This window comes from Sphingomonas sp. Leaf17, assembly GCF_001421505.1.
In the GTDB taxonomy this organism is placed as follows: Bacteria; Pseudomonadota; Alphaproteobacteria; order Sphingomonadales; family Sphingomonadaceae; genus Sphingomonas.
The window spans coordinates 185,846-209,871 of sequence record NZ_LMKL01000008.1; the positions used below are offsets into that span (position 1 = coordinate 185,846).

The 24,026-nt window shown below is 65.5% G+C and carries 24 protein-coding genes; 10 read left to right on the forward strand and 14 right to left on the reverse strand.

Features of this window, described 5'->3' with window-relative positions; all coding sequences use genetic code 11:
• Positions 1 to 37: 37 nt before the first annotated feature.
• The 5 genes from ASE75_RS12965 to zapE form a co-directional block, all read right to left on the reverse strand.
• The gene (locus tag ASE75_RS12965; protein ID WP_200922366.1) at positions 38 to 3,007 is read right to left on the reverse strand and encodes a 2-oxoglutarate dehydrogenase E1 component; all 2,970 of its coding nucleotides are present in this window, start codon (positions 3,005 to 3,007) and stop codon (positions 38 to 40) included.
• 126 nt (positions 3,008 to 3,133) lie between these two features.
• The gene (sucD, locus tag ASE75_RS12970) at positions 3,134 to 4,018 is read right to left on the reverse strand and encodes a succinate--CoA ligase subunit alpha (protein WP_055934219.1); all 885 of its coding nucleotides are present in this window, start codon (positions 4,016 to 4,018) and stop codon (positions 3,134 to 3,136) included.
• Positions 4,015 to 4,506, reverse strand: a complete 492-nt coding sequence (locus ASE75_RS15580) for a hypothetical protein (RefSeq protein WP_156340463.1) — start codon at positions 4,504 to 4,506, stop codon at positions 4,015 to 4,017. Before ASE75_RS15580 ends, sucD begins: the two co-directional genes overlap by 4 nt.
• On the reverse strand, positions 4,506 to 5,468 hold the full coding sequence (gene mdh / locus ASE75_RS12975; RefSeq protein ID WP_055934221.1) for a malate dehydrogenase: 963 nt from the start codon (positions 5,466 to 5,468) through the stop codon (positions 4,506 to 4,508). Before mdh ends, ASE75_RS15580 begins: the two co-directional genes overlap by 1 nt.
• Before the next feature lie 141 nt (positions 5,469 to 5,609).
• A complete protein-coding gene (zapE, locus tag ASE75_RS12980; RefSeq protein WP_055934223.1) occupies positions 5,610 to 6,719 on the reverse strand; it encodes a cell division protein ZapE in 1,110 nt (369 codons plus the stop codon).
• Between the two features lie 858 nt (positions 6,720 to 7,577).
• Here zapE and ASE75_RS15585 point away from each other — a divergent pair.
• A complete protein-coding gene (locus tag ASE75_RS15585) occupies positions 7,578 to 7,871 on the forward strand; it encodes a hypothetical protein (protein ID WP_156340465.1) in 294 nt (97 codons plus the stop codon).
• 124 nt (positions 7,872 to 7,995) lie between these two features.
• Here the strand turns inward: ASE75_RS15585 and ASE75_RS12985 are convergent, their stop codons facing one another.
• The 3 genes from ASE75_RS12985 to ASE75_RS12995 all read right to left on the reverse strand — a co-directional run bounded on the left by ASE75_RS12985 (position 7,996) and on the right by ASE75_RS12995 (position 9,952).
• A complete protein-coding gene (locus ASE75_RS12985) occupies positions 7,996 to 8,775 on the reverse strand; it encodes a succinate dehydrogenase iron-sulfur subunit (protein ID WP_055934225.1) in 780 nt (259 codons plus the stop codon).
• A 125-nt stretch (positions 8,776 to 8,900) separates the two neighbouring features.
• Entirely contained in the window at positions 8,901 to 9,389 is a 489-nt protein-coding gene (locus ASE75_RS12990) for a nucleoside deaminase (RefSeq protein WP_055934227.1), read from the reverse strand.
• A complete protein-coding gene (locus ASE75_RS12995; protein WP_055934229.1) occupies positions 9,386 to 9,952 on the reverse strand; it encodes a hypothetical protein in 567 nt (188 codons plus the stop codon). The genes ASE75_RS12990 and ASE75_RS12995 overlap by 4 nt, the downstream gene beginning before the upstream one ends.
• A 119-nt stretch (positions 9,953 to 10,071) precedes the next feature.
• Here ASE75_RS12995 and ASE75_RS13000 point away from each other — a divergent pair, with 119 nt between their 5' ends.
• Complete coding sequence (locus ASE75_RS13000) at positions 10,072 to 10,320, forward strand: AbrB/MazE/SpoVT family DNA-binding domain-containing protein (protein ID WP_055934231.1); 249 nt, start codon at positions 10,072 to 10,074, stop codon at positions 10,318 to 10,320.
• Positions 10,314 to 10,634, forward strand: a complete 321-nt coding sequence (locus tag ASE75_RS13005; RefSeq protein ID WP_055934233.1) for a type II toxin-antitoxin system PemK/MazF family toxin — start codon at positions 10,314 to 10,316, stop codon at positions 10,632 to 10,634. The genes ASE75_RS13000 and ASE75_RS13005 overlap by 7 nt, the downstream gene beginning before the upstream one ends.
• A gap of 73 nt (positions 10,635 to 10,707) precedes the next feature.
• Here ASE75_RS13005 and sdhA read toward each other — a convergent pair whose 3' ends face one another.
• Genes sdhA through sdhC form a run of 3 tightly spaced genes read right to left on the reverse strand, consistent with a single transcriptional unit; the run spans position 10,708 to position 13,308 of the window.
• Positions 10,708 to 12,510, reverse strand: coding sequence for a succinate dehydrogenase flavoprotein subunit (sdhA, locus tag ASE75_RS13010; RefSeq protein WP_055934235.1), 1,803 nt, complete (start codon positions 12,508 to 12,510; stop codon positions 10,708 to 10,710).
• The gene (gene sdhD / locus ASE75_RS13015; protein WP_055934237.1) at positions 12,510 to 12,893 is read right to left on the reverse strand and encodes a succinate dehydrogenase, hydrophobic membrane anchor protein; all 384 of its coding nucleotides are present in this window, start codon (positions 12,891 to 12,893) and stop codon (positions 12,510 to 12,512) included. The genes sdhA and sdhD overlap by 1 nt, the downstream gene beginning before the upstream one ends.
• Position 12,894: 1 nt before the next feature.
• A complete protein-coding gene (gene sdhC / locus ASE75_RS13020; protein WP_055934239.1) occupies positions 12,895 to 13,308 on the reverse strand; it encodes a succinate dehydrogenase, cytochrome b556 subunit in 414 nt (137 codons plus the stop codon).
• Between the two features lie 268 nt (positions 13,309 to 13,576).
• On the opposite strand from sdhC, the gene ASE75_RS13025 reads away from it, so the two are divergent.
• The 4 genes from ASE75_RS13025 (at position 13,577) to ASE75_RS13040 (ending at position 18,606) form a co-directional block, all read left to right on the forward strand.
• Positions 13,577 to 14,917: a methyl-accepting chemotaxis protein gene (locus tag ASE75_RS13025; RefSeq protein ID WP_055934241.1), complete on the forward strand. Its 1,341-nt coding sequence runs from the start codon at positions 13,577 to 13,579 to the stop codon at positions 14,915 to 14,917.
• 157 nt (positions 14,918 to 15,074) lie between these two features.
• Positions 15,075 to 15,788, forward strand: coding sequence for an SDR family NAD(P)-dependent oxidoreductase (locus ASE75_RS13030; RefSeq protein WP_055934243.1), 714 nt, complete (start codon positions 15,075 to 15,077; stop codon positions 15,786 to 15,788).
• Entirely contained in the window at positions 15,778 to 16,743 is a 966-nt protein-coding gene (locus tag ASE75_RS13035; protein WP_055934245.1) for a 50S ribosomal protein L11 methyltransferase, read from the forward strand. The genes ASE75_RS13030 and ASE75_RS13035 overlap by 11 nt, the downstream gene beginning before the upstream one ends.
• A gap of 114 nt (positions 16,744 to 16,857) precedes the next feature.
• Positions 16,858 to 18,606 carry a methyl-accepting chemotaxis protein gene (locus ASE75_RS13040; protein WP_055934248.1) on the forward strand — a complete coding sequence of 583 codons (1,749 nt, stop codon included), beginning with the start codon at positions 16,858 to 16,860 and terminating at the stop codon, positions 18,604 to 18,606.
• 166 nt (positions 18,607 to 18,772) lie between these two features.
• Here the strand turns inward: ASE75_RS13040 and phhA are convergent, their stop codons facing one another.
• The gene (gene phhA / locus ASE75_RS13045) at positions 18,773 to 19,642 is read right to left on the reverse strand and encodes a phenylalanine 4-monooxygenase (RefSeq protein ID WP_055934250.1); all 870 of its coding nucleotides are present in this window, start codon (positions 19,640 to 19,642) and stop codon (positions 18,773 to 18,775) included.
• A gap of 23 nt (positions 19,643 to 19,665) precedes the next feature.
• Between phhA and ASE75_RS13050 the strand changes: the two genes are divergently transcribed.
• From ASE75_RS13050 to ASE75_RS13060, 3 genes are all read left to right on the forward strand, one after another.
• Complete coding sequence (locus tag ASE75_RS13050; RefSeq protein ID WP_156340467.1) at positions 19,666 to 20,358, forward strand: TIGR02117 family protein; 693 nt, start codon at positions 19,666 to 19,668, stop codon at positions 20,356 to 20,358.
• Positions 20,349 to 21,068, forward strand: coding sequence for an alpha/beta hydrolase (locus ASE75_RS13055; protein ID WP_235512741.1), 720 nt, complete (start codon positions 20,349 to 20,351; stop codon positions 21,066 to 21,068). Before ASE75_RS13050 ends, ASE75_RS13055 begins: the two co-directional genes overlap by 10 nt.
• A 145-nt stretch (positions 21,069 to 21,213) precedes the next feature.
• Complete coding sequence (locus tag ASE75_RS13060) at positions 21,214 to 22,470, forward strand: hypothetical protein (RefSeq protein ID WP_162233740.1); 1,257 nt, start codon at positions 21,214 to 21,216, stop codon at positions 22,468 to 22,470.
• A 122-nt stretch (positions 22,471 to 22,592) separates the two neighbouring features.
• Here the strand turns inward: ASE75_RS13060 and ASE75_RS13065 are convergent, their stop codons facing one another.
• Positions 22,593 to 22,874 carry a hypothetical protein gene (locus ASE75_RS13065; RefSeq protein WP_443025348.1) on the reverse strand — a complete coding sequence of 94 codons (282 nt, stop codon included), beginning with the start codon at positions 22,872 to 22,874 and terminating at the stop codon, positions 22,593 to 22,595.
• Positions 22,875 to 22,879: 5 nt separating this feature from the next.
• The gene (locus ASE75_RS13070; protein WP_055934254.1) at positions 22,880 to 23,887 is read right to left on the reverse strand and encodes a glycerophosphodiester phosphodiesterase; all 1,008 of its coding nucleotides are present in this window, start codon (positions 23,885 to 23,887) and stop codon (positions 22,880 to 22,882) included.
• Positions 23,888 to 24,026 lie beyond the last annotated feature (139 nt).

Below are 24,026 nucleotides of genomic sequence, written 5' to 3' on the forward strand. Positions count from 1 at the left end.
GGACCCCGGCCTTCGCCGGGGAACAGAAGGGTTAGTGTCAGGCGCCCGCCTTGCCGGCGGTGCGTTCGTCTTCGGTCTTGCGCGCGCGGCGGATTTCGTCGCGGACATTGTGGCCAAGCGCGTCGGCGACGAGTGCGCCCTGCTCCGCCTGATGCCGCTTCATGAGGCCGGTCGCGGGCGAGGCCGAGGCCGAGCGGCCGGCGTAGCGCGGACGCTTCACTTGGGCATCGGTGGTGGCCAGCGCCTCCTCGATCAGCGGTTCGACGAAGAACCAGTAGCCGTTGTTCTTCGGCTCCTCCTGCGCCCAGACGATATCCTCCAGCATCGGCATCGCCGCCACCCGCTTCGCCAGCGCGTCGCCGGGGAAGGGATAGAGCTGTTCGATCCGAATGATCTGGGTTTCGGTATCGCCCGCCGCGTCGCGCGCCTCCATCAGGTCGTAAGCGACCTTGCCGGTGCACAGGACGACACGCCGGGTGGTCGCGTCGGGTGCGCCCTTCGGGTCGGACAGGATCCGCTTGAAGTGGCTGTCGCCGAGGAAGTCGGCGGTCTGCGACACGGCCATCTTGTGACGCAGCAGCGACTTGGGCGTCATCACGATCAGGGGCTTGCGGAAATTGCGGTGCATCTGCCGGCGCAGCAAGTGGAAATAGTTCGCCGGGGTGGTGCAGTTCGCGACCTGGATATTGTCCTGCGCGCAGGATTGCAGGAAGCGTTCGGGACGCGCCGACGAATGCTCCGGCCCCTGCCCTTCATAGCCGTGCGGCAGCAGCATGACGAGGCCGTTGGCGCGCAGCCACTTGGATTCGCCCGACGTGATGAACTGGTCGATCATGATCTGCGCGCCGTTGACGAAATCGCCGAACTGCGCCTCCCACATCACCAGCGTCTTGGGGTCGGCGAGCGCATAGCCATACTCGAAGCCGAGGACGCCGTATTCGGACAGCGGGCTGTCGAGCACCTCGAACCGGCCATGTTCGACCGTGGTCAGCGGCACGTACTTGTGCTCGTCGGTCTGATCGACCCAGACCGCGTGACGCTGGCTGAAGGTGCCGCGCCCTGAATCCTGGCCCGACAGGCGGACGCCATACCCTTCGGACAGCAGCGACCCGAACGCCAGCGCCTCACCGGTGGCCCAGTCGAAACCGGCCCCGGTGGCGAACATCTGCTTCTTGGCCTCGATCACGCGGGCCAGCGTCTTGTGGATCTTGATCGAGTCGGGAACCGTGGTCAGCGTGCGGCCGATCGCGTCGAACAGCTTGCGCTCAAGCCCCGTATCCACGCTGCGCCGCGCCACGCCGCCGTCGGTCGGCGCGCTGAGGCCCGACCAGCGGCCGCCGAACCAGTCGGCCTTGTTGGGCTTGTAGGACGAACCCGCCTCGAACTCGCCCTCCAGCCGGGTGGTGAACTGCGCGACATTGTCGTCCAGCCACGCCTGGTCGATCACCTTTTCGGCGATCAGGCGCTTGCCGTAGATCTCGCTGACACCGGGATGCTTGCGGATCTTGTCGTACATCAGCGGCTGGGTGAAGGACGGCTCGTCGCCCTCGTTGTGGCCGAAGCGGCGATAGCACCACATGTCGATCACGATGTCGCGGTGGAACTTCTGACGGAACTCCATCGCCATCTTGGTGGCAAAGGTCACCGCCTCGGGATCGTCGCCGTTGACGTGGAAGACGGGAGCCTGGACGCCCTTCGCCACGTCGGACGGATAGGGCGACGAGCGCGCGAACTGCGGGCTGGTCGTGAAGCCGACCTGATTGTTGATGATGAAGTGGACGCAGCCGCCGGTGTTGTAGCCGCGGATGCCCGAGAAACCGAGGCACTCCCAGACGATCCCCTGCCCCGCGAACGCCGCGTCGCCGTGGATCAGCACGGGCAGCGAGGCGACATGGTCGGTCAGGTCGTTGTTCAGAGTCTGGATCGCGCGGGTCTTGCCCAGCACGACCGGGTCGGCGGCCTCCAGATGCGAGGGGTTGGCGACCAGCGACATGTGGACCTTGTGTCCGTCAAACTCGCGGTCGGTGCTGGTGCCGAGGTGATATTTCACGTCACCCGACCCGCCGATCTCGTCCGGGTTGGCCGAGCCGCCGGCAAATTCGTGGAAGATGACGCGCAAGGGCTTTGCCATGACGTTGGCCAGCACGTTCAGGCGGCCGCGATGGGCCATGCCGATCACGATCTCGCGCACGCCCATCTGGCCGCCATACTTGATGATCGACTCCATCGCGGGGATCATCGATTCGCCGCCGTCGAGGCCGAACCGCTTGGTGCCGACATATTTCTTGCCGAGGAACTTCTCCCACTGCTCAGCCTCGATCACCTTGTTCAGGATCGCCTTCTTGCCGAGGTCGGAGAACTCGATCGCCTTGTCCTGACCCTCCATCCGGTCCTGAAGGAAGCGGCGCTCCTCCACGTCCGAGATGTGCATGTATTCCAGGCCGACCTTGCCGCAGTAATTCTTGCGCAGGATCTTCACGACCTCCGCGACGGTCGCCCATTCGAGGCCGAGCGTGCCGCCGAGATAGACGGGCTTTTCAAGGTCCGCGCCGGAAAAGCCATGATATTCCGGGCTGAGATCGGCGGGCAGGTCCTGTCGCGCCATGCCGAGCGGGTCGAGATCGGCGGCCAGATGCCCGCGCACGCGGTAGGTGCGGATCAGCATCTGGACGCGGATCGCGTCGGCGGCGGCCTTGGTCACGTCGACCGCCGGGGCGGCGGGTGCGGCGGCGGCCGCAGCGGGGGCGGGCTTGCCGCCGCGGGCGGGCCTGGGCGCCGGCTCCATCTGGGTCGGGTCCATCGCCGCGGTCAGGTCGTCGGTCGATTTCAGCGGCCAGGCGGTGTTGCTCCAGCTTGGCCCCTGCGCCGTTTCCAGCCCCTCGAAGAAATTGCGCCAGCCCGGCTCGACGCTGTCGGGTGCGGACTGGAACTTCGCGTAGAGCGTCTCCACGAAGGCCGGGCTGACGCCGGCGGCGATATCGCTGAAATCCTGGCCTTCGTAGCCCATCGTCATCTTCCTTCTGCCACCCTCCCCTTGCGGGAGGGTGAGGGGGCGTCGGATAGCATTACCCGCGTCCCCCCTCATCCGACGCCCTGCGGACGCCACCTTCTCCCACGAAGGGAGAAGGGTTTGTTACCCGTTCAGCACCGCGAGCAGGGTCGTGCCGAGTTCCGAGGGACTGTCGGCCACGCGGATACCGGCGGCCTGCATCGCCGCGATCTTGCTCTCGGCATCGCCCTTGCCGCCCGACACGATCGCGCCGGCATGACCCATGCGACGGCCCGGAGGCGCGGTGCGACCGGCGATGAAGCCGGCCATCGGCTTCTTGCGGCCACGCTTGGCCTCGTCGATCAGGAACTGCGCGGCCTGCTCCTCGGCGTCGCCGCCGATTTCGCCGATCATGATGATCGAGGTCGTCTCGTCATCGGCCAGGAACAGTTCCAGCACGTCGATGAAGTTGGTGCCGTTCACCGGATCGCCGCCGATGCCGACGGCCGTGGTCTGACCCAGGCCGGCGTTCGAGGTCTGGAACACCGCCTCATAGGTAAGCGTGCCCGAGCGCGAGACGACGCCGACCGACCCCTTCTTGAAGATGCTGCCGGGCATGATGCCGATCTTGCACTGCTCGGGCGTCAGGACGCCGGGGCAGTTCGGGCCGATGAGGCGCGACTTGGACCCTGAGAGCGCGCGCTTGACCTTGACCATGTCGAGCACGGGGATGCCCTCGGTGATCGCGACGATCAGCGGGATTTCGGCGTCGATCGCCTCGAGGATCGAATCGGCGGCGAAGGGGGGCGGAACGTAGATGACGGACGCGTTCGCGCCGGTCTTCGCCTTGGCCTCGTGCACGGTGTTGAACACCGGCAGGTCGATATGCGTGGTGCCGCCCTTGCCCGGCGTGACGCCGCCGACCATCTGCGTGCCATAGGCCAGCGCCTGCTGCGTGTGGAAGGTGCCGGTTTCGCCGGTCATGCCCTGGGTGATGACCTTGGTGTTACGGTCGACGAGAATGCTCATTTTTTACCTCGTTTGACGGGGAATATGCCAATGTTGAAAATTGGCCCAGTGTTACTGTCGCGCAAATTCATTGCAGCCAATGCGTCCTCACCGGCAAACAGATACGCCGCCATGATCTTTTCGTTAGATTTGGCTGGCAACGCGGTGACGATTGCTGAGGTAAGCAAGCTCACGTCTTTTTTTCTATCAATCCTACCCCACACGGTACATGAATACAGTCCATTAAGGGATTGCTTGAATTCAATTAGCGGAGCGTCCGACCCTTTAGCCATCAATCCTTTGACATCGCTGCCCAGAATACTGGCCTTTTTCAATTTGGCACGCTTCCAGCCTGCGCCCTCCAGGAATTCGATACCCCCGCCTGTCAGCGCAGATTTACACTCCGTGATTGCCGAAGAAACCTCGCTAAGAACAGGCTGGGGCAATTCGGCAATCAGCGTCGGCTCCGGCGGCTGCAGCGTTGCAAACAACAGGGCGGCAGCGAGCATCAGCCCAGCGAGCCGTCGATGCCCTTGCAGGCGACGATCAGTTCCTTGACCGCGTCGACCGAAACGCCGAGGTTCGCCTTGGCGTCGTCGTCGAGCGTGATCTCGACGATCTTCTCGACGCCGCCCGCACCGATGACGACGGGGACGCCGACATACAGGTCGGACAAGCCGTACTCACCCGAGACATAGGCGGCGGCGGGCAGGACGCGCTTCTGGTCGTAGAGATAGGCTTCGGCCATCGCGATGCCGCTGGTGGCGGGCGCGTAATAGGCCGACCCCGTCTTGAGCAGGCCAACGATCTCGCCGCCGCCGCTGCGCGTGCGCTGGACGATCGCGTCGATCTTGTCCTGGGTGGACATGCCCATCGCGATCAGGTCGGGGACGGGGATGCCCGAGACGGTCGAATAGCTGATGACCGGGACCATCGTGTCGCCGTGACCGCCGAGCACGAAGCTGGTCACGTCCTTGACCGACACGTTGAACTCGTCGGCGAGGAAATGGCTGAACCGCGACGAATCGAGCACGCCGGCCATGCCGACGACCATGTGGTGCGGCAGACCCGAGAACTCGCGCAGCGCCCAGACCATCGCATCGAGCGGGTTGGTGATGCAGATGACGAACGCGTTCGGTGCGTTGTTCTTGATGCCCTCGCCGACCGCCTTCATCACCTTCAGGTTGATGCCGAGCAGGTCGTCACGGCTCATGCCGGGCTTGCGCGCGACACCGGCGGTCACGATGATGACGTCGGCGTTCGCGATGTCGGCATAGTCGTTGGAGCCGGTGATCTTCGCGTCGAAGCCCTCGACCGGCGAACACTGCGACAGGTCGAGCGCCTTGCCCTGGGGGATCCCCTCGGCGACGTCGAACAGGACGATGTCGCCCAGACCCTTCAGCGCGGCGAGGTGAGCCAGCGTGCCGCCGATATTGCCGGCGCCGATAAGGGCGATCTTCTTGCGAGCCATAGGCCTGTCCTTCTCCAACATGGCGGTGCAGCGTTCGGGCGTTACCGCGTTTGGAAATGCCGCATAGGCCCATCGCCGAGTCGGGGCAACCCGCTAAAGCATATCAGCTCGCTATTACAATGATAATGGTTCGCAGGAGCGTTAAGCCGTTCCATGCCCCTGCGCCAGATAGGTTTCGGACCGCATTTCCTCCAGCCGGCTGATCGTGCGGTCGAACTCGAACCGGCCGTCGCCGGTTTCGTACAGGTCGGCCGGTTCGGCGTCCGCCGCCGCCAGCAGCTTGACCTTGTGTTCGTACAGCGCGTCGATCAGCGCCACGAAGCGCGCGGCCTCGTTGCGGTTTTCCGGGCCGAGTTTCGGGATGCCGACCAGGATGACGGTGTGATAGCGGCGCGCGACCGCGATATAGTCGGCGGCCCCGCGCGCCTCGCCGCACAGTTTCTTGAACGCGAAGACGGCGACGCCCTTCAGGCTTTTCGGCACACGTAAGGATCGGCCGCCGCCCAGCGGCAATTCCTCCTCGGGCACATGCGCCTTGTCGCCGGGGGGATAGTCGGTGAGGCGGAAGAACGCGACGGAAAGGTCGGCGGTCGCCTTCGCCCCGTTGGGCACGAGCCAGGTATCGACCTGGCCCAGCCGGTCGCGGCGGTAATCGACCGGGCCGTTGAGCGTCAGCACGTCGAGCCGCTCGCCAATCAGCGCGATGAAGGGCAGGAAATGCTCGCGGTTGAGGCCGTTCTTGTACAGGTCGGCGGGCGGGCGGTTGGAGGTCGTGACGATGGTGACGCCGGCCGCGATCAGCGCGGTGAACAGGCGCGACAGGATCATCGCGTCGGGGCTGTTGGTGACCATCATCTCGTCGAACGCGAGCAGCCGGGTTTCCTCGGCAAGCCGCGCCGCCACGGGGGCGATCGGGTCGCCGGTTTCGTTGCGGCGCTCGGCCGCCAGCCGCGCGTGAACCTCCAGCATGAATTCGCTGAAATGGACGCGGCGCTTGGCCGGCACCGCGACATGGTCATAGAACAGGTCCATCAGCATCGACTTGCCGCGCCCGACCCCGCCCCACATGTAGACGCCGCGCGGCGGGGCGACGGTGCGGCCGGTGAGCTTGGCGAACAGGCCGGTCTTCGGCGGGGTTTCGAGCTGTACGGCGAGCGCATCGAGGCGGGCGGCGGCGGCGGCCTGCTCCGGGTCGGCGCGGAGTTCGCCGTTGGCGATGAGGGCGTTATATGCGGTGAGGACGGTGGCCATGCCCGCCCCTAGCCGGTTTGCGGGCGGTTTGTCGAAGGGGGCGTCGCGGTCGGCCTTCCCGGCCTGGCAACTGATCGCGCCTGTGACGCACCCTCAGACGCATCGGATTTTTGCATAAGGGAAGCGCCTGAGATTGGCTCATTACTTATACGATGCAAAAATTGTGAATTTTGCATCAGTGACCCGCCGATGGCTTCGTTAGGTAGATCGAGAATTTTCGCTAGAAGAAGATCATAAAACCAATGGCAAATGAAAGACACAGCAATGCCGTATCGTCTGCTGCTAGCTGCCTTATCCGTTATAAGTTCGCCCCTTCTCGCGGCAGAGCCGGCCGAGATTTCGACAATACGCCTCCGAGAAAACGGTCCAGCACTCACTCCAGAACAAGCTAAGGCATTGAGTGCGGCGGCGCTGGGAGACGCTTTGCTTGCGCCAGGGCATCCGCCAGTCACCGAGGTTACGGTCGGACCTGAGGGCATGGAGCCGCCCACCCCCCCGGGAATGCCAGATTCCACGCGTATAAAACTCTACCTAGAGCCCGTTCGTAGCGGGAAAACAGGGTTTTGTGAGCGAGACATCGCGACCGTATATTTGGCGCCGGTAAATCGATTGAAGGATGGGCACCTCCCGGCATCACCGGCTGCTCGAATTTCGACCCAAACCGCTTATCGCTGGGTTGGATCGCCTTCGAGTGGCGTAACCTGCACTGCATCGAAATATCAGTTTTTTACGACGAAACCGGAAGCCGAAGATCAAGCGCTAGAAGCAGTTCACTTGCTAGGCTTAGCTAGCCAGGACGCTAAGCTTGGCCGTCGAATATCTTTTCCGGTGTCCGTCGAGGATCGTGAAGGGCCGAGCATGCTGGCCTATGAGCGTCAGCATCCCGAAATTCCCCATGATCCAGAACTCAAAATCGTCACTAATGCTAAGAACGCATTGGCATCTCTGCCGGTTGATGCCGTGAGCTTTAGCGGTTTGGCTTCGACTGCCTACCCCGACGTTCTTCGGCCTGCCGATCGAACAAATAAATTGGGAACAGGGCAGCGAGCGATGACAATCTTTCTCGGTGGGGATTGGGCCGTCGGCCTCATAATTAGCGATGGTCAGATCAAATTATTGCGCATGGTACGAGAAATCCCGGCACCTTTCTGAATGCAGCCATTGGTCGTTCGGCTTTCAGCTTGATGCAAAACCTTTAAGTTTTGCATCAAGAAACGGTCGTACCGCCTATCTCCCCGTTACGGCAAGCAGATCATCGCAAAGACCATGACCCACGTCAGATGACGCGTTCGGCCTCCATCTTCTTGATTTCGGCGATCGCCTTGGCGGGGTTCAGGCCCTTGGGGCAGACGTTGGCGCAGTTCATGATGGTGTGGCAGCGATAGAGACGGAAGGGATCCTCCAGCTCGTCGAGCCGCTCGCCCGTCATCTCGTCGCGGCTGTCGGCGAGCCAGCGGTATGCCTGCAACAGGATCGCCGGCCCCAGGAACTTGTCGCTGTTCCACCAGTAGCTGGGGCACGAGGTCGAGCAGCAGGCGCACAGGATGCACTCGTACAGGCCGTCGAGCTTCGCACGGTCGTCAGGCGACTGGAGCCGTTCCTTGCCCGAGGGGGGCGGGGTGACGGTCTGCAGCCACGGCTTGATCGACGAATATTGCGCGTAGAAATGGGTGAAGTCGGGGACGAGATCCTTGACAACATCCATGTGCGGCAACGGGGTGATGCGGACTTCGCCCTTCACGTCCTCGATCGCCTTGGTGCAGGCCAGCGTGTTGGTGCCGTCGATGTTCATCGAGCACGATCCGCAGATCCCCTCGCGGCAGGAGCGGCGGAAGGTGAGCGAGGAATCCTGCTCGCCCTTCATCTTGATGAGCGCGTCGAGCACCATCGGGCCACATTCGTCGAGGTCGACCTTGAACGTGTCGTAGCGCGGGTTTTCGCCCGAGTCGGGATCGTAACGATAGACCTTGAACGATTTGAGCCGGCCGTTGGTGGGGGATTCGTGAACCTCACCCTTCTTGACGACACTGTTCTTCGGCAGGCTGAATTCGGCCATCGGATTATCCCGTCTTGTACGCCGCCACCCGGGCATCACGCCCACGGCTCGGCCAATGCGTCCCCGTCGATACACAATCGCGGGTACGCTCGCAAATGGGTGCGGGGTCGCGGCGGGTCAATCGCTTATGTGTTGCCGATCTGGTCCTGGGACAATTTGTCCCATGGGCGGAAATACAGCGCGGCGCAGTCCTCCCGCAGTACGCCGCCCTCATAGACGAGGTCGTCGCGCCAGGCGTCGCGAACGAAATCGACCGTGTCGATGTGCCGGTCCTCCCAGTACATGCTGTGCACGTCGTCGCGTCCGGCGCCGTAGACGACGCGCCCGACCTTCGACCAGATGGTTGCCATCGTGCACATGCCGCACGGTTGCAGCGTGGTGTAGAGCGTCGCACCGCGCAACTCCGCGTCGCCCGCCGCCGCGCCGGCCGCGCGGATGGCAAGGATTTCGGCATGGGCGGTCGCATCGCAGTCATCGGCCACGCGGTTGTGGACGCGGGCCAGCAGCTTTCCGTCCCGGACGATGACCGCGCCGATCAGCGACAGGGCCGGATCGTCACCCTTTTCGCGGGCGACGGCGATCGCCTCGCGCATCCAGTGCGCGTCGTCGGTCATATCACGTCGAGGACAAGGCCGCGATCGCGGGCCTCCTCCGCCTCGATATACCAGTTGGCGGGGGCCTTTTCATGCAGTTCGTCAAACGACACCTGGCTGCCGTTGACGATATCGTGGAAGCCCTCCTCCTCGATCATGATCGAATGTTCGATCTCGTGCAGCGTCGCCTTCAGCTGGGCGATGCAGGAGCGCAAGGGGCCGGACAGGTTGATCGTCTTGGTCAGCTGACGTTCGTGCAGCATCAGCCGGGTACGGCGGGTCAGGAAGCGGTGCTCGACCGGGAAATAGGACATGAAGGTCGCGCCCGCCGAATAGACCGCGACCTTGCCGAAGAACAGGATCTCGCGGCCGTGGAAATCGCGCAGCATGCGGATATCGGTCCCCATCGCGCGGGCGATTTCGGGGTCGCCGCCCAGCGTCGTGATCGCGACGACCAGCGTGCCGTCGGCCGGGGCTGCGACGAGCTGGTCACGGAAGCTGGCATACATCGCCTCGTCTACCGGCCCGGACAGGCGGATATGCGGGGCGGCGAGCAGCGGATAGCGGTTGGGGTCCTGTTTCATGGCCTTCGTAACCGTGCGGACGGACGGGTGTTCCGCGCGGACGTAGTATTTTTGCGTTCCGGCGCACGTTATAACCATGTTATAACACGTTCGACGGAATCGGAGCAGGGATTGGGTCGATGCAGACGTCATTCAGAAAAATGGGCAATTCCACGGGTATGCTCGTGCCGCGCGCGGTGCTGACCGCGATGGGGTTGAAGACCGGGGCCGCACTGGACCTGACCATCGAGGACGGGCGGCTGATCGCAACGCCGATGACCGTAACGGTCAGGGCCGGATGGGCCGAGGCGGCCGCGGCGATCGGCGTCGACGATGCGCCGGAATGGCGGACGTTCGGCACCGAGGATGACGCGGACAGCGCGTGGTAAAGCGGGGCGAAATCTGGCTGGCGGCGCTGGACCCGACAATCGGTCGCGAGATCCAGAAGACGCGGCCCTGCCTGGTGGTATCACCCGACGACATGAACCGGCACCTGCGCACCGTGACGGTAACGCCGGTGACGACCGGTAGCCGCGCCGCCCCGTTCCGCGTGGAGCTGACCTTTCAGGGCAATACGGGGTTGGTGCTCGCCGATCAGATGCGGACAATCGATGCCGCGCGGCTGGTCACGCGGATGGGACGCAGCGATGCGGCGACCATGCGCGCGGTGTTGGCGGTGCTGCGCGAGATGTTTGCGGACTGAGGGTGGGGTCGGACGTGCGAAGGTCTGCACCGGCACGCAAAAACGGCGGTGGATTGCTCCACCGCCGTCTGGCTCAGTACGTCCGCTTCTTCGGCTTGATGTAGTCGATGTCGTCGGTGAGGGTGTAGTCGTGGACCGGGCGGTAGTCGATCTTCGTCGTGCCGCCCTTGCCGCCCCAGCCGTCGAAGTCGGCGATGGTGTGCTTCATCCACTCGCCGTCGTTTCGCTCGGGGAAGTCCTCGTGCATGTGCGCGCCGCGGCTTTCCTTGCGGTTGAGCGCGGAGCGGATCGTGACCAGCGCCTGGCTGGCGAGGTTGTCGAGTTCCAGCGTCTCGACCAGATCGGTGTTCCAGATCATCGAGCGATCCTTGATGCCGATATCGGCCATGCCGGCGTAGACGCGCTCCATCTTGCCGACGCCTTCGGCCATCAGCTCGTCGGTGCGGAACACGGCGCAGTGCTTCTGCATCGTCTTCTGCATGTCCATCCGCAGCGCCGCGGTCTTGGTGCCGCCGGTCGATGTGCGGAAGTGATCGAGGCGGCCGAGCGCCATCTCGGTCGAGTCCTTCGGGAGAGGGTTGTGCGGCGTGTTGGGCTTCAGCGTATCCTTGATCCGCAGGCCCGTCGCGCGGCCGAACACCACGAGGTCGATCAGCGAATTGGAGCCAAGGCGGTTCGCGCCGTGGACCGAGACGCAGGCCGCCTCACCGACCGCGAACAGGCCGGGGACGACGCTGTCGGGGTTGCCGTCCTTCAGGTTGACGACCTCGCCGTGGTAGTTGGTCGGGATGCCGCCCATGTTGTAATGGACGGTCGGCGTGACCGGCAGCGGCTGGCGGGTCAGGTCGACGCCGGCGAAAATCTTGCCGGTTTCGGTGATGCCGGGCAGGCGCTCGGCCAGCACCTTGGGGTCGATGTGGTCGAGGTGCAGGAAGATGTGGTCGCCTTCCTTGCCGACGCCGCGGCCCTCGCGCATTTCCATCGCCATCGAGCGCGACACGACGTCACGGCTGGCGAGATCCTTGGCCGAGGGTGCGTAGCGTTCCATGAACCGCTCGCCCTCGGAATTGGTGAGGTAGCCGCCCTCGCCGCGTGCGCCCTCGGTGATGAGGACGCCCGCGCCGTAGATACCGGTCGGGTGGAACTGCACGAATTCCATGTCCTGCATCGGCAGGCCGGCGCGCAGGGCCATGCCGCCGCCGTCACCGGTGCAGGTATGGGCCGACGTGGCGGAATAATAGCAGCGGCCATAGCCACCGGTCGCGAGCACGGTCTGGTGCGCGCGGAAACGGTGAATTGAGCCATCTTCCATGCACAGCGCGATGACGCCGCGGCAGACTCCGTTCTCCATGATGAGATCGAGCGCGAAATATTCGATGTAGAAGTCGGTCTCGTACTTCAGGCTCTGCTGGTACAGCGCGTGGAGCATGGCGTGGCCGGTACGGTCGGCGGCGGCGCAGGTGCGCTGCGCGGGTGGCCCCTCGCCCATGTTCTGCATCATGCCGCCGAACGGGCGCTGATAGATCTTGCCCTCCTCGGTCCGGCTGAACGGCACGCCGGCATGTTCCAGTTCGTAGACGGCGGCGGGAGCCTCGCGCACGAGATATTCGATCGCGTCCTGGTCGCCGAGCCAGTCCGACCCCTTGACGGTGTCGTACATGTGCCAGGTCCAGTGGTCCGGCCCCATGTTGCCGAGCGACGCGGCGATCCCCCCTTGCGCCGCGACGGTGTGGCTGCGGGTCGGGAACACCTTGGTGATGCAGGCGGTCTTCAGGCCGCTTTCGGCGATGCCCATCGCGGCGCGCAGGCCCGAGCCGCCGGCACCGACGACGACGGCATCATAGGTATGGTCGATGATCTTGTACGAGTCTGACATCAGGAGGAGGCTCCGAGTGCGACCTTGAGGATCGAGAACAGGGCGATCGCGCCGAGCGCGATGACGAAGGCGTTGAGGGCGATCATGGACACGACATGGCTGGCACCATGCTGGTAATCCTCGATCACGACCTGAAGGCCGAGACGGACATGGTAGAGGACCGAGGCGATCAGCAGGACCAGCGGCACCGCGACCCAGGCCGAGGCCAACCACATCTGGACGCTGGCATGGTCATAGGCAGGCAGGCGGGCGATCGCGATCAGGAACCATGCCATCAGGAACAGGTTCGACCCCGATGTCAGGCGTTGCCGCCACCAATGCGACGCGCCTTCTTTCGCGCTGCCAAGGCCACGGACACGGCCGAGATGCGTACCGGTACCCATATCAGCGCACTCCCACGATATACGCCCAGAAGGCGGCGGTCAGGACGACCGATGCGACCATGGTCAGCATCGCGAACATCCGGTTGATCTTCAGTTCATAGCCCGCGCCCGTATCCAGCACGAAGTGGCGCAGGCCGGTCATCATGTGCTGGAACAGCGCCAGCGTCAGGCCGATGCCGACCAGATAGCCGATGATGTTCAACCCGCCGCCCGACACGGTGAAGACGTCGACGAAGGTCGCATACGCCTCTCCGCCGGTCGCGATGGCGGCCAGCCACCACGTCAGCAACGGCAGGCCGACGAGCGCCATGCCGACGCCGGTGGCACGGTGGAGAATCGAGACCAGCATGTGCGGTCCCCATTTCCAGATACCGAGATGGGGGCTGAGAGGCCGGGCTTTGGGTCGGGTTGCCAACGAGCGTATCCTTGCAGAAACGACAGATATGGGGTCGACCTATTAGACGCCAAGGGCCGCGATGCAAGCGATGTGGCGGGGGGTGGACAATCAGCGGCAATGGATCCGGCGCGGTCGTGCCCGCGGCACCGCCGATGCGCGGCGATCGGCGGGACATTGATCGGCGGCCTAACCACCCCTTAACCACTTGCTCCGTAGGGTCGATGCCAAGGGCCATGAACCGTCCGCCCGCGATCATCCGATGGAGTGCATTTCCTTGCCGACCACCATGCCCGTACCCGGCGCGATCGCCGCGACCATCGACCGTGCGTCCCGCCTGCGCGCGTTCGATTTCGACGGACGGCTGAGCGGCGCGAGCCGCGAACTGTGGGACGTGCTGGAACCCGATATCCGGGAGGTGGCGGGGGCCTATTGGGCGCAGTGGAAACAGTGTTTCCCCGATGAGCGCAACTGGGCGACGGCCAACGACGCGCAGATGATCGACATCGGCTGCACCTTTCTGCGCGACCGGTTCCTGAATACCGACGGGATCGCCTGGATCGAATCCATCGAGCGCTCGGTCGCCGCCGCCTATGCCGCGCAGGTGCCGCCGATGGCGCTGCTGTCGATGATAAGCGCCAGCGATCGCAGCGCGATGGGGATCCTGATGCGGCGCAAGGCCGATGAGGCCGACCTGCCGGTGCTGATCGACACGCTGATGCGGTTGTCGGCGATGGAGGGCGAGATCACGGTCGCGATCTACACCGAATATCGCACCCATTCGGCGACCATGGCGCGCGACCGGCTGGCCGCCGAGTTCCGCGACGGTATCGCCGTGATGGTGGAATCCGCCACGATCGAGGGCCACGACCTGCGCGGCAACAGCGAGCGGACGTCGGCGTTCGCGCGCGGGATGCTGGGCAAGACCAGCGAGGTCGCCGCCGCCGCCGAACAGTCCGCCGTGGCGATGCGCGAGGCGGCACAGACCGCCGCCGGCCTGATCCGCGCGATCGAGGACGCGCGCAGCGAAGTGGAGGTCGCGGCCGAGATCGCGGCGCGCGCCAGCGTGCAGGCGGGCAAGGCGGTCGGCATGAGCGAAACCCTGTCGGATCATGCCAAGTCGATCGAATCGATCCTGGGCCTGATCCGCGACATTGCCGGGCAGACCAATTTGCTGGCGCTGAACGCCACGATCGAGGCGGCACGCGCGGGCGATGCCGGGCGCGGCTTCGCGGTGGTGGCGCAGGAGGTGAAAAGCCTCGCCAACCAGACCGCGCGGGCGACCGACGACATCGCCGCCAAGATCGCCGCGATCCAGTCCGCCACCCGCGTGACGGTCGACACCAACGCGTCGATCGAGGCGACCGTCGCCGAGGTGCAGGACAGCGCGGACCGGATCCGCCGGGCGATGGAGGCGCAGGCGCAGACCGTGACCGCGATCACCGCCGCGGTCGACGAAACCGCGCTGGCCGCCGATTCGATGGCCGACACGATCGCCGCGATCCGGCAGGACACCGAAACGGTCGCGAGCGAGATCGACGGCGTGGGCCACGGATTCGACCTGCTCGACCGGCAGCTGAGCACGTTGAAGGACAGTGCGGGGACGTTCGCGGCGAAGGTCGCGGCGTAGGACTCATTTCTGTTCCCCGGCGGAGGCCGGGGTCCAGTTGCGTCGACGGCGGTACGCTATCACGACGGCTTGCCTGACTGGGCCCCGGCCTTCGCCGGGGAACCGGAGTGCCATGCCGGGGTGACGACCGGCCCCTAACGCGGCTACAGCGGCCGCCATGACCAACATTCTTCTGACCGGTTCGAGCCGGGGTATCGGGGCGGCCGCAGCCGTGGCGCTGAACGCTGCGGGCACCAACGTCATCGGGCACCGGACCGCCGCCGGGGGGACCGCCCGCGGGATCGCGGCGGACTTTGCCGACCCCGACGGCGCGTCTGGCCTGTGGGCAGCGGCGCTCGACCAGGCGGGTGGTACGATCGACGTGCTGGTGAACAATGCCGGGGTGTTCGAGGCCAATCCGCTCGACGGGGACGACGACGTCTGGGCGGCGAACTGGGCGCGGACGATGCAGGTCAACCTGACCGCGTCGGCGCAGCTCTGCCGGCTGGCGGTGCTGCACTGGCAGGCGTGCGGGGTTGCCGGGCGAATCGTGAATGTCGCCAGCCGCGCGGCGTATCGCGGGGATTCCCCCGCGCACTGGCATTATGCCGCGTCGAAGGCGGGGATGGTGGCGATGACCAAGACCATCGCGCGCGGCTATGCCCGTGACGGGATCCTGGCGTTCGCGGTGTGTCCGGGGTTCACGATGACGGGGATGGCGGAGGAATATCTGGAAAGTCGGGGCGGCGACGCGCTGCTCGCCGACATTCCGCTGGGGCGCGTGGCCGACCCGGCCGAGGTCGCCTCGGTCATCCGCTATCTGGCGCTGGAGGCACCGGCGTCGATGACCGGTGCGGTGATCGACGTGAACGGGGCGAGCTATGTCCGCTGAACCGGAGGCCCCGATGGGGGACAGCTGGAAGCTCACCCTGCCCTGCACCCGCGCGGAGGCCGAGGCAATTGATGTCGGAGACGGGGTCGACCTGGACCCGCCGCCGACTCTGATGACGACCGAGGACGTGCTGGACGACGCCGAACGCTGGCGGCTGGACGCGTATTTCGAGGGCGAGCCGGATGCCGCCGCCATCGCCGCCGTCCGCGCGCTGGTGCCGAGCGCGGCGGAGGCCGACCTGGTGCTGGAACGGCTGACCGATGCCGACTGGGTGACGATGAGCCAGGCGGGGCTGGCCCCGCTGCACGTCGGCCGGTTCTTCGTCCATACCGGCGGCGAGGCGGCGCCCGCGGGGACACGCGCGTTCCATATCGCCGCGGGCCGCGCGTTCGGGACGGGCCATCACGAGACGACCAGCGGGTGTCTGGCCATGCTGGACGCGATGGCGACCGAGAAGCAGATTTTCTCCAAGATCATCGACATTGGCACCGGCACCGGCCTGCTCGCCTTTGCCGCCGCGCATCTGTGGCCCGACGCCGGTGTGGTCGCGACGGATATTGATGCGGTAGCGATCGACGTGACCCGCGAAAACGCGGTGGCGAACGGCGTCGCGGGAATCGACCTGATCATAGCCGACGGGACGCTGGATGATCGGATCGTGGCCAGCGCCCCCTATGATCTGGTGATCGCCAACATCCTTGCCGGCCCGCTGGTGTCGATGGCCCCCGAACTGGCCGCGATCGCCGACAGCGGTGCGACGATCATGCTGGCGGGCCTGCTGGAAACGCAGCGCGCGGCCGTGGTCGCGGCCTATGCCGCGTGCGGCTGCACGGTGGAGTGGGTCGACCGGCGGGGCGACTGGACCGTGCTGGCCCTGCGCGCCGGCGCGGGGCGTTATGTGCCGAGCGGGCCGTTCGACCCCAAGGGCCGCGACGGCTGGGCGCTGGATATCTAGGACAAATGATCGGGCGGACGATATTTAGTATAATGTGACGGCCGAATTAACCGTCCTTCAACGCCGTGACGGGCATGGTCCCCTTAGATAATCGTGCGGGGAGCATGTCGGCCGATGAAGTTGCGAATTCGTGCCAGGATCAACCTGATCGGCGTTGCCGCCGGTATCGGGTTGCTGGTCCTGCTTGGGCTGAGCCTGATGAAACTGTCGGCGGTGATGCACGAGGATATCGCGGTCGGCACCCGCCACGCGGTTGAAAGCGCGCATGGCGTGCTTGCGCATTACGAAACGCTGGAACGCAACGGCACGATGAGCCGCGCGGATGCGCAGAAGGCCGCGCTGACCACGCTGTCGGCGATGCGATACGGCGACAACGACTATTTCTGGGTCAACGACATGCAGCCGCGCATGTTGATGCATCCGATGAAGCCCGAGCTGGACGGCACCGACCTGACCGCCAGGACCGATGCCGACGGCAAGGCGATGTTCGTGCAGATGGTCGACATCGTCCGCAAGAACGGCGCGGGCTTCCTGCAATATAACTGGACCAAGCCGGGTGCGACGGCCGCAGTGCCCAAATTGTCCTATGTGAAGGGGTTTGCGCCCTGGGGCTGGCTGGTCGGGTCGGGCGTGTACATCGACACGATTTCGGACGCGGTGTGGGCGGCGGGCGTGTCGCTGGGGTTGCTGGCGCTGCTGGTCGCGGCGATCGTGCTGCTGTGCGGCTGGCGGATCGGCCGGTCGATCACGGTGCCGGTCGAGACGGTGACCGCGCGGATGCGGTCGCTGGCGGACGGGGACACCGACACGGCGATCCCCGGGCTGGACCGGGGTGACGAGGTCGGCGAAATGTCGGCGGCGCTGACCGTGTTCCGCGATGCCGCCGTCGTCGCGCGGGGACTGGAGCTGGAACAGCAGCGGGTGGTGGCGCAGATCGGCGACGCGCTGTCGCAGCTGGCCGAGTCCGACCTGACCCCGCGCCTTGACGGCTTCCCCAGCGCCTATGCGGCGATCGAGCGCGATTTCAACCAGGCGGTCGAGCGGCTGTCGACCGCGCTGGCCGCGGTGCGCGCCAGTTCCGACGCGATCGGCAGCGGGGCAAGCGCAATCACGCAGGCGTCCGACGACCTGTCGCATCGCACCGAACAGCAGGCGGCCAGCCTGGAGGAAACAGCGGCCGCGATTCAGGAAATCACCACCACCGTGCGCGAAACCGCCGATGGCACCGCGCGCGCCAACGTCGCGGTCGCCGAAACGCGGGCCGAAGCCAAGGCCAGCGGCGACATCGTCCGCCAGGCGGTCGACGCGATGGGCGGGATCGAGCGCGCCTCGGCCGAAATCTCCGAGATCATCACCGTGATCGACGGCATCGCGTTCCAGACGAACCTGCTGGCGCTGAACGCCGGGGTCGAGGCGGCCCGCGCGGGCGAGGCGGGCAAGGGCTTTGCGGTGGTCGCGTCCGAAGTGCGCGCGCTGGCGCAGCGATCGGCCGACGCCGCGCGCGACGTGAAGGCGCGGATCACCGTCAGCGCCACGCAGGTCGATCGCGGCGTCGCGCTGGTCGGCGACACCGGCCGCGCGCTGGACCGCATCGTCGAGCGGGTGGAGGAGATCAGCACCCTGGTCGCGACGATCGCGGTATCGGCATCGCACCAGTCGTCAGGCTTGCAGCAGATCAACATCGCGGTCGGCGAGATGGACAGCACCACGCAGCAGAACGCGGCGATGGTGGTCGAGAACAACGCCGCCGCGCGCGCCCTGTCGGGCAAGGCCGGTGACCTGCTGGGGCTGGTCGAACGGTTCCGGCTGGCCGAGGCGACGCGTGGGCGCGGGTATGGCGGGTTGCGCGCGCTGGCGGCCTGAGGGGTGGCCTGAGGGATTGAGCGGAGCGGGGCAACAGGGACAACGCACCACCCCGGCGGAGGCCGGGGCCCAACCGGGTCAGCGGTAACGATAGGCCGGTTCGCGCCGTTACGAACCGCTTCCCTAATGGACCCCGGCCTTCGCCGGGGTGGTGGTGGAGGAAGCTTCAGCCCGCCCCCGCCGCCTTGTTTCGCGCGTAAGCCTGTGTGCCGTGGGTCAGGACGATGTCGTTGGGGTCGATGGCCGCGACGGGGATGTCGGGCTGAGCGGCGAGGTCGGCGTAGAGCGGCGCGAAGTCGGTTTCGACGGTGAGGCGGAGCAGGTCGTCGAAGCTGGGGATGACGAAATAGTTCTGCTGGAAATCGTCGATCCGGTAGTCGGTGCGCATGACGCGGGCGAGGTCGAAGGCGATCCGGTTGGGGCTTGGGTCGTCGAGCGCGAAGCGGCTTTCGGCGTAACTGCTGACGATCCCCGAGCCGTAGATGCGCAGGCCCTCAGGCTCCGCGATCAGGCCGAACTCGACCGTGTACCAGTAGAGCCGGCCAAGATATTTCAGCGCGTCGAGGGTCAGCGCGCGCTGGCCGCCGCGGCCATAGGCTTCGAGATAATCGGCGAACACCGGGTCGGCGAGCATCGGCACATGGCCGAACACGTCGTGGAAGACGTCGGGTTCCTGCAGGTAATCGAGCTGGTCGGGGCGGCGGATGAAATTGCCCGCGACGAAGCGGCGATTGGCCATGTGGTCGAAGAACACGTCGTCGGGGACGAGGCCGGGGACGGCGACGACCTGCCACCCGGTCAGTTTCATCAGCCGGTCGGACAGTTCGTCGAAATCGGGGATGCCGGGCTTCGACAGTTTCAGCACGTCGAGGCCGCGCAGATACGCCTCCGACGCGCGACCGGGCAGCAGTTTCGCCTGACGCGCGAACAGCGTGTCCCAGGTGGCGTGGTCCTGCGCGCTGTAATGCGACCAGTCCTGCGGGACGGTCCAGTCGGGCGACGGGGCTGCGCTGATTGTTTGTGTTTCCTCTACCATGATCGAAGCGTAGCATGGGTCCGATGACGCGGGAAACAGGGATTGCCGGGGGTCGCTGGCCGGCGCGGATCGGGGGCTGGCTGGCGCGGGGTGCGGGCGGTCTGGTGCTGGTCGTGGCGCTGTATGTTCTCGCGGGCTTCGTTGGCGGGGCAATTCCGATGAACCGCGACTGGACGGAGGCGGCCGACGGGATCGTCATCTTCGTCGAGAGCAACGGGGTGCATACCGGCATCGTCGTGCCGAAGGTCGCGGCCGGGGTCGACTGGCGGGGCTTTGCGCGGGCCGAGGATCTGCGCGACCCGCGCTATGGGGGTCATGACCATCTGAGCGTCGGCTGGGGCGAGAAGCGGTTTTACCTGGAGACGCCGACCTGGGCCGAGGTGAAGCCGGCGACGATCGCGGCGGCCGCGTTCGGCAGCACGGATACGCTGGTGCATGTCGATCATGTGCCCCTGCCCGCTGCGTCGGCGGACGTGCGGCGGATCGTGCTGCGTCGGGAAGAATATCGGCGGCTGGCGGCGTATATCCGGGCGAGCGTTGCGGATGGGGCTGCGCATTACCCGGGCTATGGCGAGTATGATGCGTTCTATGATGGACGCGGGCGGTACAGCGCGGTGACGACGTGCAACAGCTGGACCGGGGCGGCGCTGCGCTTCGCCGGGGTGCGGGTGGGGGCGTGGACGCCGTTTCCCGCGACGGTGCTGTGGTGGTTCTGAGGCCACCCGATCCCCTGCCCCCGTCCAAGGCACTGTGGGCGGCGGAGGTGCCGCGCGCGGCGTGGATGGTCGCGACATGGTGGCGGCACCGGGCGCTGCTGGAGGACGTGCCGCGCGGCGACGGGCGGACGGTGATGCTGCTGCCGGGCCTCGGCAATTCGGCGCGGTCGCTGTTCGTGATTCGGCGGTATCTGCGCCGGCTTGGCTACCGGGTCGAGGATTGGGGGTTCGGGCGCAATTTCGGTACGCGCACGGTCGGGGCCGAGGCTGAGGCGGTGGTCGCGCGGGTCGCGGCGCTGGCGGCGGAGGGCGGGCCTGTGACTTTGGTGGGGGTCAGCCTTGGCGGGATTCTGGCGCGGCTGGTGGCGCACCGGCGGCCCGATCTGGTGCGCGGCGTGGTGACGGTCGCCTCGCCCTATGCCGGGTCGCCGCGCGCGACGAATGTCTGGCGCGCGTTCCAGCTGTTGTCGGGCGAGCGGATCCACGATCCGGCTGTGCTGTCGACGATGGCGCTGGTCGCGTCGCCCCTGCCCGTGCCCGCAACCGCGATCTGGAGCGCGAGCGACGGGCTGGTCGCGGGCGCGATCTGCCACGGCGGGGACTGCCCGGCGGTCGAGGTGCGCAGCGGGCATCTGGGGGTGCAGGTGCGCCCCGAGGTGCTGGCGGCGGTGGCGCGGGTGTTGGGCGGGATGGCGTTTGCTGAGATGTAGGTTGATAATGCAACGGCGGGAGTTGATGAATAGCTGACCGTTCGTTCGAGGCAAATGCGCATCAGCACAGTGAAAAGACATTTAATCTAGATCACTGTTGAAGATGCCCCTTGTCAGCATCACTCATCGCGGGTTCAACCACGTCATGGCCGTTAAGAACCCGCAAACTTGGACCCGGCTCAAGCGCATCGAACTGCGGCAGCTCGCCAATCAGATCGGTAACGATGCTGTACGCCTGATGACTGCTTGGCCGGCCTCAGGCGAAGGTCGGCAGGTCAAAGCCGCCGCAGAGGCCATAGCGCGTCGGCTGGATGGCCAGCAATCGCTTGGCGACATCCGGCGGGCGTTTGCCGAGATCGAAGCCGCAGCAGCGGATTTCAGTGCAATTCTCAACAACCCGTTTTTTCAGGAACGCCTGAGGACCGCGACTTACAAAGTTGGTGGGCAGCAGCACCTCATGAATATGGGCGAGGAGATCGAGAGCGCGCTGGAAGATATCCGCATCTACACACATGCCTATTGGGAAGCGCAACCGCCGCCACCTACGCCGCTTCAGATCGCCGCGGCGGAGGTAACGAAGTTGGTGCCGGACCAGAAAGTAGGTCCGATCATGTATGAAGTGGCCGGTGGCATTCTCAGAGTGAGGCACCAAGCTGCCGTATCTGCATCGGTCAACATGCAAAACGCGGATTCGGCGCGGAAGGAATTGCTCAGTTCATTCGGCGAGATCGTTACCGAAATGACATCGTCCAACCAAGATCCACGCTTGATCGAGCTGACGAATGCAATGCGCGGCCGGATCGAGGAACGCACGGACATCATCCAGCTCGGTATCGCCGCCATCTCATTTCAGTTTACCTGTGACCGTTTCGAAGAGGAATTGCCGACCCACCTTAGTGGCCGACTAAGAGGGTTGACGATCGGACTGGGCATGTACGTTTCTCAATTTTCCGATTGGGCACGGTTCGCGGGCAATGCCGCGGCAATTGACTACAGCGAGGCCGACGTCATCGCGCTTCACCAAAGCGGTATGCGTTTAATCCAAGAACTTCGGAAGGCGACGACCAACGTCGATCCGGAAGTACCACGAACGCTGGCTTTCATCCTTGAGACGATCCGCGATCCACGGCGCGCGTTAAAGCGGACGGTATTTGCCGCAATCCGATCGATCGAGAACCTTGTCAGCGCCACGTTCAGCTCGCTTGTTCACGTTCTTGGCGGATTGCCCGACGGCGCACGCGAGGGCATAAAAAAGGTTGCTCAGATCACGATCTCGGTGGGGCTTCTCTTGGCGGTGGCAGAAATTGCCGTCAGCGTGTCGCCGGCGGCAGGCACCATCCTGCACACCAACTGGCTGGGACGTGCAGGAGAACTTATCAAGGAGTCGCTCAAGCCCGAATGACTGCCTTTAGGCGACAGCAGCCGTTCGTGTCTGCGAGTTTGCAACTCATGACTACGCGCCATGCGGGACGTCCCACCCCGGCATGCCAGCGACTGCGCGTCGTTTACGGCAGCCCCCTTGCCTCAATTGTCCGTGGCGGCCTGATACCCGTCGTAGCCGCGGCATTCCTGCGGGTATTTGCGGCAGCGTTTCTGGTATTCGCGGCGTTCGCGGCCCTCCTTCGCTTCCTTCTTGCGCATCTTGCGGCCGAAGTTGCGGTCGGCCTCGTCCTGACTGGTGGTGGCCCAGTCGACGGTCTGGCCGGCGACGGCGAAGGGGGCCTTTACGATGCTGGCGGCGGTGCTGAGGCAGCCCGACGTCATCAGCGGCAGAAGCAGCAGGGGCAGGATTTTACGCAAGGTCACTGAAATTACTCCGAAGGTTTGGCGCGGGCGGCGGCGCGCGCCGCGACCCCTGTTGCCGGATAATCGGTGAAGAAACCGTCGATGCCAAGGCGCAGACCGGCGGCGATCTCGGCGGCGACGTCGCCCTGCGCGGCGGGATCGGTGCCGTTCCGGAAGCGGTCGGGCAGGAACTGGTTTTCGGCGCGGTAGGTCCAGGGGTGGAGGCGCAGGCCGAGCGCGTGCGCGTCGCGGACGAGGGTCGTCGGCGTCGTGCCGTTCCACAGCATCGCCTTGTCCGGGCCGATCCCGTAGGCATAGGCGGTAACCGCGCGCAGGCCGGCGGGGGTAATCATCTGCGCGTAACTGGGCGCGGCCCCGTCGGCGGGACCGCCCCGCCCGGCCAGCAGCTGGATCAGGCGGACTTTGGTCAGGCCGTGGAGGCGCTTCAGGTTCGCGACCTCGAACGACTGGATGAACACCGGCGCGCGGTCCGAATCCCAGCCGGCTTCGCGCAGGGCGGCGACCAGCAGCAGGTCGGTCGGGTGGCCGATCTGCGCGAAATAGGTCGGGTGCTTGGTTTCGGGATAGATGCCGATGGTGCGGCCGGTTTCGGTCGAACGACGCTTGGCGAGCGCGATGATCTCGGCCAGCGTCGGGATCTCGAACTGGCCATCGAACGCGGTGTTGGCGGGGCGCAAGTCTGGCAGGCGTTCCTTCGCGCGCAGGGTCTTCAGCTCGGCGAGCGTGAAATCCTCGACGAACCAGCCGGTCATGGTCTGGCCGTCGATCGTCCTGGTCGTGCGGCGGTCGGCGAACTCGGGGTGGGCGGCGACGTCGGTCGTCTCGTCGATATAATTCTCGTGGCGCGCGACAAGCACGTCGTCCTTGGTCGGCACCAGATCGGGTTCGATGAAGTCCGCGCCCTGCTCGATCGCGAGATCATAGGCGGCGAGCGTGTGTTCGGGACGCAGGCCGCTCGCCCCGCGATGGGCGATGACGATCGGCGGCGACAGCGGGGTGACGGGAAGGATCATGCTGCTCTCCTGCGCCTGTCCGCAGGCAGATGCCAGTAGCAGAAACAGACTAATCGACGTTGCGGCCACGGACACCATTTTGCACACGCGCGTTACCCCTTCACTATCGACCCAAATCACGACCCCGGGGGCCAGCAGC

Excerpts from the sequence above, each read along its gene's own strand:
- ASE75_RS15585 (WP_156340465.1), top strand. The coding sequence starts at position 7,578 with ATGCTGGCCTATGAGCGTCAGCATCCCGAAATTCCCCATGATCCAGAA.
- ASE75_RS12985 (WP_055934225.1), bottom strand. The coding sequence starts at position 8,775 with ATGGCCGAATTCAGCCTGCCGAAGAACAGTGTCGTCAAGAAGGGTGAG.
- ASE75_RS13040 (WP_055934248.1), top strand. The coding sequence starts at position 16,858 with ATGAAGTTGCGAATTCGTGCCAGGATCAACCTGATCGGCGTTGCCGCC.
- ASE75_RS13000 (WP_055934231.1), top strand. The coding sequence starts at position 10,072 with ATGCAGACGTCATTCAGAAAAATGGGCAATTCCACGGGTATGCTCGTG.
- ASE75_RS12990 (WP_055934227.1), bottom strand. The coding sequence starts at position 9,389 with ATGACCGACGACGCGCACTGGATGCGCGAGGCGATCGCCGTCGCCCGC.
- sdhA (WP_055934235.1), bottom strand. The coding sequence starts at position 12,510 with ATGTCAGACTCGTACAAGATCATCGACCATACCTATGATGCCGTCGTC.
- ASE75_RS15580 (WP_156340463.1), bottom strand. The coding sequence starts at position 4,506 with ATGCTCGCTGCCGCCCTGTTGTTTGCAACGCTGCAGCCGCCGGAGCCG.
- zapE (WP_055934223.1), bottom strand. The coding sequence starts at position 6,719 with ATGGCCACCGTCCTCACCGCATATAACGCCCTCATCGCCAACGGCGAA.
- ASE75_RS13030 (WP_055934243.1), top strand. The coding sequence starts at position 15,075 with ATGACCAACATTCTTCTGACCGGTTCGAGCCGGGGTATCGGGGCGGCC.
- ASE75_RS13035 (WP_055934245.1), top strand. The coding sequence starts at position 15,778 with ATGTCCGCTGAACCGGAGGCCCCGATGGGGGACAGCTGGAAGCTCACC.
- ASE75_RS13050 (WP_156340467.1), top strand. The coding sequence starts at position 19,666 with ATGACGCGGGAAACAGGGATTGCCGGGGGTCGCTGGCCGGCGCGGATC.
- ASE75_RS13060 (WP_162233740.1), top strand. The coding sequence starts at position 21,214 with ATGGCCGTTAAGAACCCGCAAACTTGGACCCGGCTCAAGCGCATCGAA.
- ASE75_RS12965 (WP_200922366.1), bottom strand. The coding sequence starts at position 3,007 with ATGGGCTACGAAGGCCAGGATTTCAGCGATATCGCCGCCGGCGTCAGC.
- ASE75_RS13070 (WP_055934254.1), bottom strand. The coding sequence starts at position 23,887 with ATGATCCTTCCCGTCACCCCGCTGTCGCCGCCGATCGTCATCGCCCAT.
- mdh (WP_055934221.1), bottom strand. The coding sequence starts at position 5,468 with ATGGCTCGCAAGAAGATCGCCCTTATCGGCGCCGGCAATATCGGCGGC.
- ASE75_RS13025 (WP_055934241.1), top strand. The coding sequence starts at position 13,577 with ATGCCCGTACCCGGCGCGATCGCCGCGACCATCGACCGTGCGTCCCGC.
- phhA (WP_055934250.1), bottom strand. The coding sequence starts at position 19,642 with ATGGTAGAGGAAACACAAACAATCAGCGCAGCCCCGTCGCCCGACTGG.
- sdhD (WP_055934237.1), bottom strand. The coding sequence starts at position 12,893 with ATGGGTACCGGTACGCATCTCGGCCGTGTCCGTGGCCTTGGCAGCGCG.
- sucD (WP_055934219.1), bottom strand. The coding sequence starts at position 4,018 with ATGAGCATTCTCGTCGACCGTAACACCAAGGTCATCACCCAGGGCATG.
- ASE75_RS12995 (WP_055934229.1), bottom strand. The coding sequence starts at position 9,952 with ATGAAACAGGACCCCAACCGCTATCCGCTGCTCGCCGCCCCGCATATC.